The 14,065-nt window shown below is 64.0% G+C and carries 14 protein-coding genes; 7 read left to right on the top strand and 7 right to left on the bottom strand.

The annotated features are described in order from the left end of the window. The first annotated feature begins 66 nt into the window (after positions 1-66). From AB4136_RS12890 to rnhA, 5 genes are all read left to right on the top strand, one after another. Positions 67-453 (top strand): DUF983 domain-containing protein, encoded by a 387-nt coding sequence (locus AB4136_RS12890; RefSeq protein WP_024926707.1) that lies wholly within the window; start codon positions 67-69, stop codon positions 451-453. After that, positions 450-1,205, top strand: a complete 756-nt coding sequence (locus tag AB4136_RS12885) for an SURF1 family protein (RefSeq protein WP_024926708.1) — start codon at positions 450-452, stop codon at positions 1,203-1,205. Before AB4136_RS12890 ends, AB4136_RS12885 begins: the two co-directional genes overlap by 4 nt. 95 nt (positions 1,206-1,300) lie before the next feature. Then, positions 1,301-2,308 carry a 4-hydroxy-3-methylbut-2-enyl diphosphate reductase gene (ispH, locus tag AB4136_RS12880; protein ID WP_024926709.1) on the top strand — a complete coding sequence of 336 codons (1,008 nt, stop codon included), beginning with the start codon at positions 1,301-1,303 and terminating at the stop codon, positions 2,306-2,308. Further along, a complete protein-coding gene (locus AB4136_RS12875; RefSeq protein WP_024926710.1) occupies positions 2,308-3,270 on the top strand; it encodes a homoserine kinase in 963 nt (320 codons plus the stop codon). Before ispH ends, AB4136_RS12875 begins: the two co-directional genes overlap by 1 nt. Further along, positions 3,267-3,809, top strand: coding sequence for a ribonuclease HI (gene rnhA / locus AB4136_RS12870; protein WP_024926711.1), 543 nt, complete (start codon positions 3,267-3,269; stop codon positions 3,807-3,809). Before AB4136_RS12875 ends, rnhA begins: the two co-directional genes overlap by 4 nt. 50 nt (positions 3,810-3,859) lie before the next feature. Here rnhA and AB4136_RS12865 read toward each other — a convergent pair whose 3' ends face one another. Both AB4136_RS12865 and AB4136_RS12860 read right to left on the bottom strand, forming a co-directional pair. Next, on the bottom strand, positions 3,860-4,345 hold the full coding sequence (locus AB4136_RS12865; protein ID WP_024926712.1) for a peroxiredoxin: 486 nt from the start codon (positions 4,343-4,345) through the stop codon (positions 3,860-3,862). Between the two features lie 90 nt (positions 4,346-4,435). Then, positions 4,436-5,239: a protein-disulfide reductase DsbD domain-containing protein gene (locus AB4136_RS12860; RefSeq protein WP_024926713.1), complete on the bottom strand. Its 804-nt coding sequence runs from the start codon at positions 5,237-5,239 to the stop codon at positions 4,436-4,438. Positions 5,240-5,388: 149 nt separating this feature from the next. Between AB4136_RS12860 and AB4136_RS12855 the strand changes: the two genes are divergently transcribed. Continuing rightward, positions 5,389-5,997 carry a YqgE/AlgH family protein gene (locus AB4136_RS12855; RefSeq protein WP_024926714.1) on the top strand — a complete coding sequence of 203 codons (609 nt, stop codon included), beginning with the start codon at positions 5,389-5,391 and terminating at the stop codon, positions 5,995-5,997. A gap of 140 nt (positions 5,998-6,137) precedes the next feature. On the opposite strand, the gene AB4136_RS12850 is transcribed toward AB4136_RS12855, so the two are convergent. The 4 genes from AB4136_RS12850 to thrC are packed head-to-tail and all read right to left on the bottom strand — an operon-like array spanning position 6,138 to position 12,345. Next, entirely contained in the window at positions 6,138-9,026 is a 2,889-nt protein-coding gene (locus AB4136_RS12850) for an EAL domain-containing protein (RefSeq protein ID WP_024926715.1), read from the bottom strand. Between the two features lie 2 nt (positions 9,027-9,028). Next, positions 9,029-9,625 (bottom strand): GNAT family N-acetyltransferase, encoded by a 597-nt coding sequence (locus tag AB4136_RS12845; protein WP_024926716.1) that lies wholly within the window; start codon positions 9,623-9,625, stop codon positions 9,029-9,031. A 15-nt stretch (positions 9,626-9,640) separates the two neighbouring features. Then, complete coding sequence (locus AB4136_RS12840) at positions 9,641-10,933, bottom strand: M16 family metallopeptidase (RefSeq protein ID WP_024926717.1); 1,293 nt, start codon at positions 10,931-10,933, stop codon at positions 9,641-9,643. 14 nt (positions 10,934-10,947) lie between these two features. Then, positions 10,948-12,345 carry a threonine synthase gene (thrC, locus tag AB4136_RS12835; protein WP_024926718.1) on the bottom strand — a complete coding sequence of 466 codons (1,398 nt, stop codon included), beginning with the start codon at positions 12,343-12,345 and terminating at the stop codon, positions 10,948-10,950. A gap of 138 nt (positions 12,346-12,483) precedes the next feature. On the opposite strand from thrC, the gene AB4136_RS12830 reads away from it, so the two are divergent. Further along, positions 12,484-13,269 (top strand): hypothetical protein, encoded by a 786-nt coding sequence (locus tag AB4136_RS12830; protein ID WP_024926719.1) that lies wholly within the window; start codon positions 12,484-12,486, stop codon positions 13,267-13,269. Between the two features lie 53 nt (positions 13,270-13,322). Here AB4136_RS12830 and AB4136_RS12825 read toward each other — a convergent pair whose 3' ends face one another. Next, the gene (locus AB4136_RS12825) at positions 13,323-14,009 is read right to left on the bottom strand and encodes an HAD family hydrolase (RefSeq protein ID WP_024926720.1); all 687 of its coding nucleotides are present in this window, start codon (positions 14,007-14,009) and stop codon (positions 13,323-13,325) included. Positions 14,010-14,065 lie beyond the last annotated feature (56 nt).

The following is a 14,065-nucleotide window of genomic DNA, read 5'->3' as shown; positions in this document are numbered from 1 at the left end:
CGTGGCCGCCTCTTTCTTTTGGGCCGACCGTTCAACTTGAGCCTGAAAGGTTCTAAGAAGATCGGCATGAGCGAAGATAAGGCAATCTGGCCGCCGGTCGACCCGATCCAGGCCGGCCTCAAGGGGCGCTGCCCGCGCTGCGGGGAAGGGCGCCTGTTCTCCGGCTTCCTGACGGTCGGCAAGCGCTGCATGAACTGCGGTCTCGACTATTCCTACGCCGATGCCGGCGACGGGCCAGCGGTCTTCGTCATCCTCATCATCGGCTTCATCGTCGTCGGTCTGGCGCTTTGGCTGGAAGTGACCTTCGCGCCGCCGCTCTGGCTGCATTTCCTGCTGTGGATCCCGTTGGCAATCATGCTGTGCCTGACGGCGCTGCGGCTGATCAAGGGCGTGCTGCTCACCCTTCAATACCGCAACAAGGCGGCCGAGGGTCGGCTGGACCGACCGCAATGAGCGCGGTCCCACAGCCGTCGACGGGTCGCCGCGGGCCACGCACGGCCTTGGCGCTCGGCCTCGGCCTGATCGCCTTCCTTGTCTTGATCGGCCTCGGCACCTGGCAGGTCGAGCGTCTGGCCTGGAAGGAAGCGCTGATCGGGACGATCGACCGCCGCATGAACGCAACGCCGGCGCCGCTAGCGGAAGTCGAGAAGCAGTTCACCGAGACCCGTGACATCGACTACGTTCCGGTGACGCTGACCGGCACGTTCCTGCATCAGGGCGAGCGCCATTTCTTCACCACCTGGGACGGCGAGACCGGGTTCAGCGTTTATACGCCGCTGAAACTCGCCGACGGCCGTTTCGTGCTCGTCAACCGGGGTTTCGTACCCTACGACATGAAGGACCCTGCCAAGCGCCAGAAGGGCGAGGTGGCGGGCGAGGTGACGATGACCGGCCTGGCGCGCAATCCGCTTGCCGGCAAGCCATCGATGATGGTGCCCGACAACGATCTGACCAAGAACATCTTCTACTGGAAGGACCGCGACGCCATGGCGGCGACTGCAGGCCTGCCGGCCGGCGCCGTGGTCGTGCCGTTCTTCGTCGATGCTGGCAGGGCGCCCAATCCAGGCGGCTTACCCGTTGGCGGCACGACGCTGCTCGACCTGCCCAACAATCACCTGCAATACGCGATGACCTGGTATGGCCTCGCAGCGGCCCTGGTCGGTGTCATGGCGGTGTGGCTGGCGAAGAACCGGAAGAACAGGTGAACGCCCGCCAGGCCGTTCCGCGCCCTTGACAGAAGGGGGTGGCGGACATCATGTCCGCACAATCCGACCGATGGGCCAGACAGTGGGAATCCGCGTTGCAGAAAGCCGTTAAGCCACCCCTCATAATCAGGCTTTGCCAGCCGCGCGGCTTCTGCGCCGGCGTCGATCGCGCCATCCAGATCGTGGTGCTGGCGCTGAAGAAATATGGCGCGCCGGTCTATGTGCGCCACGAGATCGTGCACAACCGCTACGTGGTCGAGGGGTTGCAAAATCTCGGCGCCGTCTTCATCGAGGAATTGTCCGAGATCCCGGACGATCACAAGCAAAGCCCGGTTGTCTTTTCCGCGCATGGCGTGCCGAAATCGGTGCCGGCGGACGCCGTGGCGCGCAACCTGTTTTATCTCGACGCCACCTGCCCGCTTGTCTCCAAGGTGCACAAGCAGGCGATGCGCCATCAGCGGCTCGGCCGCCACGTGCTGCTGATCGGTCATGCCGGCCATCCAGAGGTGATCGGTACCATGGGGCAACTGGCGGAAGGCGCGGTGACCTTGATCGAGACCGAGGCTGACGCGGCGACCTTCCAGCCCGCCAACCCGCAGGCGCTGGGCTTCGTCACCCAGACGACGCTGTCGGTGGAAGACACCGCCGGCATCATCCGCGCCTTGCAGGAACGCTTCCCGGACCTGCAGGCGCCGGCGGCCGAATCGATCTGCTATGCCACCACCAACCGCCAGGACGCGGTGAAGGAGACCGCCTCCGGCGCCGACCTCTACCTGGTGGTCGGCGCCCCCAATTCGTCGAATTCGCGCCGCCTTGTCGAAGTTGCGGAACGCGCCGGAGCCAGGATGTCGCTTCTCGTGCAGCGCGCCTCCGAAATTCCGTGGGATGACATCGGCGCCATCTCGACGCTCGGCCTCTCCGCAGGGGCTTCGGCGCCGGAGATCATCGTCGACGAGATCATCGATGCCTTCCGTCAGCGTTTCGACGTTTCGGTCGAACTGGCGGTGACAGCGACGGAAACGGAGGATTTCCCGGTCATGCGGGTATTGCGCGATGTCGAACTGACACCGGCCGACATGGCCTTCGTCAACGGAACCGTGTGATGGCGGTTTATACCGATGTGACGGAGGGCGAGCTTTCCGCTTTCCTGCAAAATTATCCGGTCGGCCAGCTGCTCTCCTACAAGGGCATCGCCGAAGGCACGGAGAATTCCAACTTCCTGCTGCACACCACGGCAGGCTCCTTCATCCTGACGCTGTACGAAAAGCGCGTCGAGAAGGCGGACCTGCCTTTCTTCCTCGGGCTGATGGATCATCTCGCCAAGAAGGGCATCTCCTGTCCGTTGCCGGTGCATCGCCATGACGGCTCGATGATCGGCACGCTGGCTGGCCGGCCGGCCGTCATCATCACTTTTCTCGAGGGCATGTGGCTGCGCAAGCCGGGCGTCGTGCATTGCCGGGAAGTCGGCGAGGCGCTTGCCGCCATGCATCTGGCCGGTGCCGACTTCACCATGCATCGCGCCAACGCGCTGGCGATCGACGGCTGGCGCAAGCTGTGGGAAGCCTCGCGCGCCCGCGCCAACGAGGTCGAGCCGGGGCTGGCGGCAGAGGTCGATGGTGATTTCGCGGATTTCGAGCGCAACTGGCCGTGCGATCTGCCGACCGGCATCATCCATGCAGACCTATTTCCAGACAATGTGTTCTTCCTGGGCGAAAAACTGTCGGGGCTGATCGACTTCTATTTCGCCTGCGACGATTTTTATGCCTACGACCTCGCCACCTGCCTCAACGCCTGGTGCTTCGAGAAGGATTTTTCCTTCAACCTCACCAAGGGCACCGCGCTGTTGGCCGGTTACCAGAGCGTACGACCGCTGAGCGAAGCGGAAAAGCAGGCATTGCCGATGCTGGCGCGCGGCTCGGCGCTGCGTTTCATGCTGACTCGCCTCTATGACTGGCTGACCGTTCCCGACGGCGGGCTGGTGATGAAGCGCGATCCGACCGAATACATCCGCCGCATACGGTTCCACCGCGCCATCGGCTCGGCCAGCGAATACGGGTTGAAATGAAACAGATCGAGATTTTCACCGACGGCGCCTGTTCGGGCAATCCCGGCCCGGGCGGCTGGGGCGCTATCCTGCGCTTCAATGGCACGACCAAGGAACTGTCGGGCGGCGAGGCCGAGACCACCAACAACCGCATGGAACTTCTGGCGGCGATCAATGGCCTGAACGCGCTGAAGGAGTCGTGCACCGTAGCACTTCACACCGACAGCAAATACGTCATGGACGGCATCTCGAAGTGGATCCATGGCTGGAAGCGCAACGGCTGGAAAACGGCCGACAAGAAGCCGGTGAAGAACGGTGAGTTGTGGCAGGCACTGGACGAGGCCAACCGTCGCCACACAGTGACGTGGCATTGGGTGAAGGGCCATGCTGGCCACCCCGAGAACGAACGCGCCGACGAACTGGCCCGCATGGGCATGGCGCCGTTCAAGAAGAGCTCGGGCCGCCCGCAGCCGGCACCGGCGCTTCGCCCCTCGACAGGCGACACGGCCACGAAGACGCCTGGCAGAAAGCCGCCGCGCCGCTCATCGCAGAGTTATTGAGACTAGGAGCCCCCGCCCTCCCATCGGAGAGGGCAGGGTCGGAAAATCTCTCAGAGCTGTTCGATCAGTCTGGCGGCGCCGGAATCCACGGCCTGGCCGGTGCTGTCCTCGATGTTGAGCGCCGTGACGGTGCCGTCGTCGACGATCATCGAGAAACGTTTCGAGCGCAGGCCGAGACCGTTGGCGCTGAGGTCGAGGTCGAGGCCAGCTGCCTTGGCGAAGGTGCCGCTGCCATCGGCGAGGAAGAGGATCTTGCCTTCGGCGCCGGTGAAGCGCGCCCAAGCGCCCATCACGAACTGGTCGTTCACTGCAACGACCGCGATCTGGTCGACGCCGCGCGACAGGATGGCGTCGCGGTTCTCCAGATAACCCGGCAGGTGGTTGTTGTTGCAGGTCGGGGTGAAGGCACCGGGAACGCCGAACAGCACCACCTTCTTGCCGTCGAAAACCTCGGCGGTGGTCAGCGCCTTGGCGCCGTCGTCGGTCATCGTCTTGAAAGTCGCTTCGGGCAGCTTGTCGCCAACGGAAATGGTCATGGCAGTCCTCATGTCTGAGAGGGAAGGGGAAGACGTGAAAGCGATAGCGCCTTCCGCGTTGGCCCGCAATCTGACCGGTCCGGCCGATTGTCACGGATAGGGCAATAGACCTTCAACCGCGCCCATGGGGGTCGTCAGCGTGTAGGGCAGGCCATCGCCTTGCGGGCGCGTGTCCGGGCGGCCGATGATCGGCAGCGAGAACACCAGCTTGCCGTCCCTCTCCGCGCGTGTCGGCGCTCCGAACAGGTAGCCTTGCTCACCGGCGACGAAGAGATCGGCGGACTGCAGCAGGCCAGGCACTGTCGCCTCCACCGTCAAGACCTCCTTGCCGCCGGGCACGGCCATGGCCGCGAAACCGTCGCTGGGCTTGGCCGGCAAGGCGGCACGCGCGGCCGCGATCAGCCAGACATCGTCTGCATTGTCGGGGTCGGCTGTGGGGTCGACGGTGAGCCGTGCTTGCAGCGGAATGCAGATGGTCTGGCAGATGCCAACGAAGACGCCGGCTTCGATGACGGCCTTTTCGCGTGGATTGGCGAGCGTGAAGGTGACCGGCAGCGAGACGCTGCGGTCATAACCCGCCCATTCGCCATAGCCGTCACTGTGACGGCCCGGCGCCGGGTAGGAGAACTCGGCCTTAGCGATGTTGGTGGCCTTGCTGACATCGATCTGCGGTGGCACGCCGCTAGCACCGGGGTCGCGCCAATAGGTCTTCCAGCTGGGCTTCAGCTGGATGTGGAGCACGCCGTTCAGGCGGCCGGACTCATCCGGCAGGCCGGCGGTAACCAGCCTGATCCGGCCGCCCTCGCTGTCCGCCCAGCGGGACGACGAGGCGGCGGCCGGCAGGGCAGATGCTGCCAGAAGTGCCAGGCCGAGCGGAAGTTTCAAGCAATTCATCACGTTGGTTTGACCGTCCCAAACTGTCCGCGCAACCGATTTCGCACGACAGGCCCCATCATATTTGTGTGACATGGCCGACTTGTGGCTGGGGCGAATTGCACCAATGGCATCTTTCAAGCATGCCGGAAACGCGTTACGCTTTGCCTATGGAGCTCCTGCGCAACAAGAAGACAGCCGGAAAGAACGGCTTCCTCGACGACCAGTTCCTCATCGCCATGCCCGGCATGAAGGACGAGCGGTTCGCGCGTTCGGTCATCTACATCTGCGCGCATTCGGATGAGGGCGCCATGGGGCTGATCATCAATCAGACCCAGCAGATGCTGTTTCCCGACCTCCTGGTCCAGCTCGGCATCATGAACGAGCAGGAAGCAATCCGCCTGCCGCAGGAGGCGCGCGACTTCGTCGTTCGCAATGGCGGGCCGGTCGATCGCAGCCGCGGCTTCGTGCTGCACACGGGTGATTATCGCGTCGAATCCTCGCTGCCGGTGTCGGATGACATCTGTCTCACGGCAACAGTCGACATATTACGCGCGATCTCGACCGGCCACGGGCCGCGTCATGCGCTGATGGCGCTGGGTTATTCCGGCTGGGGTGCCGGCCAGCTCGAAACCGAAATCGCCGAAAACGGCTGGCTGACCTGCCCGGCGACGCCGGAATTGCTGTTCGATCCGGACATCGATCGCAAATATGATCGCATCCTGGCCAGCATCGGCGTCAACCTCGCGCATTTCAGCGCCGCCGCCGGGCACGCCTAGGCGGACTTCCATTCCTTATAGAGGCTGAACCGCCTTTGTCGGGAGGTGTTCTGTCGGCGGCTTCCATCCGAGAGCGCAGAGCTACCCCTCATCCACTCTTCGGGCGCCTTCTCCCCGTGAACAGGGAGAAGGAACAAAGGTCAGGCCTGGGTGAGCGGATATTGTTCGCGCAGCAGCTTGATGACGGCGTCGGCGTTCATCGGCGCGCCGAACATGAAGCTCTGTACGTATTCGCAGCCCATCTGGCGCAGTTCCAGCGCATCGCTCTGGTCCGAAATGCCTTCCGCCACGACCGAAAGGCCGAGTTCATGGGCCATGTTGACCATCGAGCGCAGCAGCACCGCGCGCTTCGGCGAGGTGTCGTCGATGAAGCTCTTGTCGATCTTGATCGTGTCGAACGGGAAGCGGGTCAGATAGGACAGTGAGGAGTAGCCGGTGCCGAAATCGTCCAGCGACAGCCCTATGCCGAGCTGCTTCAACTTATTGAGTACATGCGCGGCCTGCTCGGGATTGTCCATGACCAGCGACTCGGTAAGTTCCAGCCTGAGACAGCGCGGCTTGAGTCCGGCGCGGGCGATGACCGAGCGCACGTCGGTGACCAGGTCGCGCCGGATCAGCTGGCGGCTGGACAGGTTGACCGAAACCGACAGCGGCGCGTCACCGATCTGCTTCTGCCAGATCGCCAGGTCTTCCGCCGCCTTCTGCATGGCGAACAGGCCGAGCTGGACGATGAGACCGCAGCTTTCGGCCACCGGAATGAAGTCGGCCGGCGGGATCATGCCGCGGCGCGGGTGGTCCCAGCGCAAAAGCGCCTCGAAACCGGCCACGCTGGAATCTTCGAGCCGCACGATCGGCTGGTAAGCGAGGGTGAATTCGCGCCGTTCGATGGCGCGGCGCAAATCGGATTCGAATTGCAGCCGGTCGGTGCCGACCGTGCGGAAGGCCGGACGGAACGGTTCGATGCGGTCCCCGCCAAAGCGCTTGGCCTGGTGCATGGCAAGTTCGGCATCCTTGACCAGGTCGTCGGCCGAGACTTGATCCGTCGTCCAGGTGATGAGGCCGATCGAGGCGGTCAGCACGATCTCGCGCTTGGCGAAGGTGATAGGTGAACTGATCGCGTGCTTGATCGCGTCGGCTACGGCGGCGATGCGGGCCGGGTCCTGCTCGGACAAGAGCATGAGCGCGAACTGGTCGCCGGCGAAACGCGATAGCGAATCCTTCGGCTTCAGCAGGCGGTGCAAGCGCCGCGCCACGGTGAGCAGGATGGTGTCGCCGGCCGAGATACCTAGCCCGTCATTGACCTGCTTGAAGCGGTCGATGTCGATGACGAAGACGGTCGGGCGCACCTTGTCCTCGGTGCGGGCGATCGAGATGATCGCTTCCAGCCGGTTCATGAACAATTCGCGGTTGGGCAGGCCGGTGAGGTTGTCGTGCACGGCGTCGTGCAGCAGGCGCTCTTCCGATTTCTTCTGCTCCGTCACGTCGACCATCGTGCCGACGCAACGGATGACCTCGCCGTCGGAGCCGATAACCGGGCGGGCCCTCAGCGAGAACCAATGATAGTGGCCGTCGGCGCCGCGCAGGCGGAAATTCTGCGCCACACGGCCGCGGCGATGCTCCAGCACCACATCGAGCGTGGTGCGGAAGGTGTCGCGGTCATCGGCATGCAGCACCGGCAGCCAGTTGCGGGCGGCGCCGCCAAGGCTGCCCGGCGCGAGGCCAAGCTGCAGGCTGACATCGGGGCGGGTGACGACGCGGTCGCGCAGCACGTCCCAATCCCACACGGTGTCACCGGAGCCGGCGACGGCCAGCGCCTGTCGCTCGAGGTCGGAGAACAGGCCCTGATGCAGGGCGCCGCCGGCGAAGGCGTGCTGCATGACGGTGAAGCCGATCAAAAGGATCACCAGGATCAGCCCGCCGCCCAGCGCAGGCTGCACGATGTCGTTGTCGAGCAGGCCGGTAATCGCCATCCACGAGCCCGCCGCCCATAACAACACCATCACCCAGCTCGGCACCAGCATGATGGCGCGATCGTAGCCGCGCAGGCCGAGGAAGATGATGAGCCCGAGGCCGGTGACGGCGGTGGCGGCGAAGGAGATGCGCGCGATGCCGGCGGCGATTGCCGGGTCGATGATGGCGATGCCAGCGATGGCGGCGAGGCCAAGCACCCAAACGACGGCGCCGTAGCTGAAATGGCCGTGCCAGCGGTTGAGGTTGAGATAGGTGAACAGGAAGACGACGAAGGTGGTGGCAAGCGCCACTTCCGCGCCGGCGCGCCACACTTGCTCTGAGCCCGGCGCCACCTGGATGATCTTGGCCAGGAAGCCGAAGTCGATGCAGATATAGGCGAGCACCGCCCAGGCGAGCGCCGCTGTGGCCGGGAAGAGCGAGGTGCCCTTGACTACGAACAGGATGGTCAAGAACAGCGCCAACAGGCCGGCAATGCCGATGACGATGCCGCGATAGAGCGTGTAGGAATTGACCGTGTCCTTGTAGGCCTCCGGCTCCCACAGATAGACCTGCGGCAGCTTCGGCGACGCCAGTTCGGCGATGAACGTCACCACCGAGCCCGGGTTCAGCGTGACCCGGAAGACGTCAGCATCGGGGCTCGCCTGCTTATCGAGCGCGAAGCCTTCGGAAGGTGTGATGGCCGCGATGCGGGTGGAGCCGAGGTCGGGCCAGAAGATGCCGGATTTGACCAGCCGGAAATGCGGCGCCACGATCAGCCGGTCGATGACGTCGTCGGTGGCGTTGGCCAGCGCGAACACGGCCCAGTCGCCGGTCGAGCGCTTGTCGTTAGCCTCGACCTCGATGCGCCGCACGATGCCGTCCGAACCTGGTGCCGTCGAAACCTGGAAATTCTCGCCCTGGTTGCGGTAGATTTCCACTGCACCCGAAAGGTCGAGCGCCACATCATCGCGGGAAATCTTGATCGGTTCCACGGCATAGGCGGAAGCGGCGGCGAAAAGCGTCACCATCGTCGCCAGGACGAAGGCAAGCACCGGCCCGTTTCGCAGGAATTTCGTCAAAATCAGCCCTTCGTTGCGGATGCCGGCGGATCGTCGGCGATCCGGGCATAGAGATAGTGGTCCTGCCAGGCCCCGTTGATCCGAAGATAGGAGCGCAGAAGTCCTTCACGCTGGAATCCGGCTTTTTCAAGCACGCGGATCGAACGAATGTTGTCGGGAATACAGGCAGCTTCGATCCGGTGCAACTTGAGCGTATCGAAGGCGAAGCCCGCAAGCACCTTGACGGCGTCGGTCATCAGCCCCTTGCCGGCATAGCGCTCGCCGATCCAGTAGCCAATATGGCCGCTCTGGGCGACGCCGTGGCGAATGTTGCCTAGGGTGATGCCGCCGGCGAGCTTGCCAGAGCTGCGCTCGAAGATGAAGAGGGCGACGGCCGTGCCCTGGGCGTAGTCCTCGCGGTAGCGGCCGATACGGTGGCGCCAGGCCGAGCGCTCAAGCTCGTCGGGTGTCCAGCGTGGCTCCCACCGCTCGAGAAAGGCGCGGCTTTCGCCGCGCAGCGTCGACCACTCCCGATGATCGCCCGGCAGCGGAACGCGCAGAGCGACCTTTTCCCCTTTCAGTACCGGCTGGTCCCGGCGAAAGAAAGGAAGCGCGAACACGGCCGCCGGCCTGGATCAGACGGCAAGCTTGCGGGCCGCGACCTCGATGCCCGGAAGCGTGTCGAGAACCGCCTCATAGGGCGCCAGCGTGCCGATCGGTCCGACGGCAGCCAGGGTCGGCCGGGTCGAGAACAGGCGGGACGATAGGTCGGTCAGGCGCTCGATCGTCAGCGCGCCGAGCCGTTCCATCAGCTCTTCCTTCGGGATAGGCCGGCCGAACAGCAGAAGCTGGCGGGCGATCTGCGAGGCGCGGCTGGCGGGGCTTTCCGCCGACATGATGAGGCCGGCGCGGTATTGCGCGCGCGCACGGTCGAGCTCTTCCTGGGCGATCGCTTCGCCGGCCCGCTGCAATTCGCGCACGATCACCGGCACCAGTTCGGCAATGTCGTTCTGGCCGGTCGCGGCGTGGACGCCGAAGATGCCGGTGTCGGAAAAGCCCCAGTGGAAGGCATAGACCGAATAGCAAAGGCCGCGCTTCTCGCGCACTTCCTGGAACAGGCGAGACGACATACCGCCGCCGAGGATCATCGACAGCACCTGCGAGGCATAGAAATCGCGCACGTGATAGGCGCGGCCCTCGAAACCGAGCACGATCTGCGCGTCCATCAGGTCGCGGTTCTCGCGGAAGTCGCCGCCGACATACTGGGCGTATTGCGGCGCGGCGTTTTCGGCCTTGGAGCGGAAGGAGCCGAGCTTCTTTTCCACCTCGCGCACGAACTCGTCATGCTTCACGTCGCCGGCAGCGACCATCACCATGCGTTCGGCGCCGTATTGGCGCTCCATGAAATCGTGCAACTGCCTGGAGGTGAAGGATTGCACCGTCTCCGGCGTGCCCAGGATCGAGCGGCCGATGGTCTGGTGGCGGAAGGCGGTTTCCGTGAAATGGTCGAAGACGACGTCGTCGGGCGTGTCGTGCGCAGCGCCGATCTCTTGCAGGATGACGTTCTGCTCCCGCTCCAACTCCTCCGGATCGAATTCCGATTCCTGCAGGATGTCTGCCAGGATATCCACGGCCAGCGGAACGTCGTTGGATAGAACGCGGGCGTAGAAGGATGTTGTCTCGACGCTGGTGGCGGCGTTGATTTCACCGCCGACATTCTCGATTTCCGAAGCGATCTGGAAGGCGGAACGCCTCCTCGTGCCCTTGAAGGCCATATGCTCGAGAAGATGCGCCATCCCATGCTCATCCTCACGCTCGTTGCGGGCCCCGGACTTGACCCAGGCGCCGAGCGCGACGGATTCGATGCTTGGAAGGGTTTCGGTGGCGACTGTCAGGCCGTTCGACAGACGGCTTACCTCAACACCCATATAGTTCAGACTCCCTAACGCGCCGCCCGGGAGCGGCGACGAACATAATCTTCCACCATTTTCAGGTCGGATGGAAGTACCGCATATCTTTCCTCCGAATTCATTAAGTCGGCAAGCCATGCCGGCAGAGCGGGATGGATGCCGCTCGCCGCTTCCACCGCCGCCGGAAATTTCGCCGGATGCGCGGTACTAAGCACGATCATCGGCACTGCGCTCGCCGTCTGCGTGGCGGCGACGTGGACGCCGGACGCCGTATGCGGGTCGAGCAGATATCCCGAGCCGGCCAGCGTGGCGCGGATCGTCTCGGCGACTTCCGATTCGGTGGCGCGGCCCGCGTCGAATTCAGCGCGGATACGGGCGAGCCCACCGGCCTCGATGGTGAAGGCGCCGGACTGCTTCAGCGAATTCATATAGCGGCGCACGGTTGCGGCGTCGCGGTCGGAAGCCTCGAACAAAAGCCGCTCGAAATTGGACGAGATCTGGATGTCCATCGAGGGTGATGTCGTGGCGACGACGCCTTTCATGCGGTATTCGCCGCTGGCCAGCGTGCGTGCCAGGATGTCGTTGTCGTTGGTGGCGATCACGAGTTGCTCTATCGGCAGGCCCATGCGCTTGGCGGCGTATCCGGCGAAGATATCGCCGAAATTGCCAGTCGGCACGGTGAAGGAGACCGGACGATCGGGAGCGCCGAGCGACAGTGCCGACGAAAAATAATAGACGATCTGGGCCATGATGCGGGCCCAGTTGATGGAATTGACGCCCGACAGCGCGACGCCGTCGCGGAAGCCATGGTCGTTGAACATGTCCTTCAACATGCCCTGGCAGTCGTCGAAATTACCCTCGATCGCCAGCGCGTGGACATTGGCCGCGGTGGACGTCGTCATCTGCCGCTGCTGCACCGGCGAGACGCGGCCCTTCGGGAACAGGATGACGATGTCGGTGCGCTCGCGCCCGGCAAAGGCCTCGATGGCCGCGCCGCCGGTGTCGCCCGATGTGGCGCCGACGATTGTCGCCCGCTCGCCGCGCTCGGACAGCACATGGTCCATCAACCGCGCCAATAGCTGCATGGCGACGTCCTTGAATGCCAGGGTCGGGCCGTGAAAGAGTTCGAGCACGAACGTGTTGTGCCCCGTCTGTACCAGCGGGCAGACCGCCTCGTGGCGGAAGGTGGCGTAGGCTTCGCGCACCAGCTTCTCGAAGATAGCCGGCGCGATCTCGCCGCCGAGAAAGGGCGTCAGCACGCGGATGGCGAGGTCGGCATAGGGCAGACCGCGCATGGAATGCAGCTCTGCGGCCGAGAAGTGCGGCCAGGTTTCGGGCACGTAGAGGCCGCCGTCGCGCGCCAGCCCGGCCAGAACCGTGTCCGAAAATCCGAGCGCGGGGGCCTCGCCGCGTGTACTCACATAGCGCATTGTCGACTTTCCATTTCAGCGGCCTGACGGCCAATTGCCCTTCTGGCGGCGAAAGCGTGAATTTGTGCGCGCCCTCAGTCGCATTTTTGCCGTCTCGTTGCTATAGGTCGCCTGCTTCGCGTGAGGGAACCGCATTTCATGGTGTTTCGTTCGTCCAACAGCCGCTTTGTCGCGGGTTTCATGTCGATGGGCTTTATGCTGATCGTCGCAGGCTGCCAATCGAGCGACGGCGGCAGTTCCGGCGGCGGCTTCATGGGTATGGGCAAGAAGGACGATGCGGCCATCAACGCCGAAGTGGCGAAGGTCAAGGCCTCCGATCTCAGAGCCTTCTGCCCGAAGGTGACGCTGCGCGAAGGTACCGCCTTCTACAGCACCTATGCCAAGGCAGGAGCGAAACCGAAGGCCAAGAAGGGCCAGGACGCCGCGGCCGTCGACACCAGCAATGCGCCGCAGGACGATTCCTCGCGTGTCGTCTACCAGGCTTCGATCGGCGAAGTGACCCGCGACTGCACCCGCAACAACGGCATGCTCAACATGAAGATCGCCGTTGCCGGTCGCGTCGTTCCGGGCCCGATGGTGACGCCCGGCACCATAACCATGCCGATCCGCATCGCCGTCGTCGAAGGCGACAAGGTGCTTTATTCGCAGATCTATCAGCACAAGGTGCAGATTTCCGACACCTCGTCGGCCACCCAGTTCGTGCTGAACGATTCCAATATTTCCATTCCCGAGCCGACCGCCAACACCTATCAGGCCTTTGCCGGCTTCGATGAAGGGGTGACCAAGAAGGTCGAGAAGCCGAGCGAGCAGAAGCCGGTGAAGCGTCGGGTTCACAAGCCGAAGCCGAAGGCGGCTCCGGTCGCGACCGCGCCGGCAGCGCCCGCTCAGGGTAGCCAGACCACGATCTCGGATATTCCTCGCTAGTCTCCGTCAAGGACAGCCCTTCTCGCTTGGGGAAGGGCTGCCGCGTCCAAGCGTCAGGCGTCCGACCACTCGGAGAGAGCGGCAAGAACGCCTTTCAGGTCGGACCAGCGGCTGATAGCGGTTTCGGCACCGGCTTCGGTCAGTGCATCGGCATGGCCCGGGTAGCTGTGCGAGGCACCGGTGAAGCCGATGACGCGCATGCCGGCGGCGCGGGCGCCCTGCACGCCATGGGCCGAATCCTCGATGACAAATGTGTTGGCCGGGTTCGCCTTGAATTTCTCGGCTGCGTAGAGGAAGACGTCCGGCGCCGGCTTGGTTTTCTTCGTCGGGGTCTCCAGCGCCGAGAAGATACGGCCCTGGAACAGCGGCAACAGCCGCACCTTGTCCAGCATGAAGGTGATGCGTTCGCTGCGCGAATTCGAGCAGATGCAGTGTGGCGCGGTGATCGCGGCAACGGCCTGGTGCACGCCGTCGATGGCGCGCACGTCGGAGCGTAGCTTGCGGTCCACCAGTTCTTCGGCGCGAATGATCATCGAGGCCTGGAAGGGGATGTTCGCCTTCTCCTCGATCGCCATCATGATGTCCTTGAAGGTCAGGCCGGCATAGGTCTCGGCGATCTCCTCGGCGCCGATCTCGAAGCCTGCTTCGGTGATCAGCTCGGCTTCGACGCGAGCGGCGATGATTTCGGAATCGACGAGCACGCCGTCGCAATCGAAAATGACAAGGTCTGGCTGGGGCATGTCGGTCCATCTGCGGGAAAGGAAGCCGGCGCGGCATACACCAAGCGTCGGTTACC

The sequence above is a fragment of the Mesorhizobium sp. 2RAF21 genome, from assembly GCF_052115345.1.
Lineage (GTDB): Bacteria > Pseudomonadota > Alphaproteobacteria > Rhizobiales > Rhizobiaceae > Mesorhizobium > Mesorhizobium terrae.
The sequence above is the reverse complement of the archived record's forward strand: the minus strand, read 5'-3'. Positions and strand labels throughout refer to the sequence as shown.

What these genes read in the sequence shown, in the direction of transcription:
- AB4136_RS12860 (WP_024926713.1), bottom strand. Translation starts at nt 5,239, where the DNA reads ATGAATTGCTTGAAACTTCCGCTCGGCCTGGCACTTCTGGCAGCATCT.
- AB4136_RS12885 (WP_024926708.1), top strand. Translation starts at nt 450, where the DNA reads ATGAGCGCGGTCCCACAGCCGTCGACGGGTCGCCGCGGGCCACGCACG.
- AB4136_RS12840 (WP_024926717.1), bottom strand. Translation starts at nt 10,933, where the DNA reads ATGGGTGTTGAGGTAAGCCGTCTGTCGAACGGCCTGACAGTCGCCACC.
- AB4136_RS12865 (WP_024926712.1), bottom strand. Translation starts at nt 4,345, where the DNA reads ATGACCATTTCCGTTGGCGACAAGCTGCCCGAAGCGACTTTCAAGACG.
- AB4136_RS12830 (WP_024926719.1), top strand. Translation starts at nt 12,484, where the DNA reads ATGGTGTTTCGTTCGTCCAACAGCCGCTTTGTCGCGGGTTTCATGTCG.
- AB4136_RS12855 (WP_024926714.1), top strand. Translation starts at nt 5,389, where the DNA reads ATGGAGCTCCTGCGCAACAAGAAGACAGCCGGAAAGAACGGCTTCCTC.
- AB4136_RS12825 (WP_024926720.1), bottom strand. Translation starts at nt 14,009, where the DNA reads ATGCCCCAGCCAGACCTTGTCATTTTCGATTGCGACGGCGTGCTCGTC.
- AB4136_RS12875 (WP_024926710.1), top strand. Translation starts at nt 2,308, where the DNA reads ATGGCGGTTTATACCGATGTGACGGAGGGCGAGCTTTCCGCTTTCCTG.
- thrC (WP_024926718.1), bottom strand. Translation starts at nt 12,345, where the DNA reads ATGCGCTATGTGAGTACACGCGGCGAGGCCCCCGCGCTCGGATTTTCG.
- AB4136_RS12890 (WP_024926707.1), top strand. Translation starts at nt 67, where the DNA reads ATGAGCGAAGATAAGGCAATCTGGCCGCCGGTCGACCCGATCCAGGCC.
- rnhA (WP_024926711.1), top strand. Translation starts at nt 3,267, where the DNA reads ATGAAACAGATCGAGATTTTCACCGACGGCGCCTGTTCGGGCAATCCC.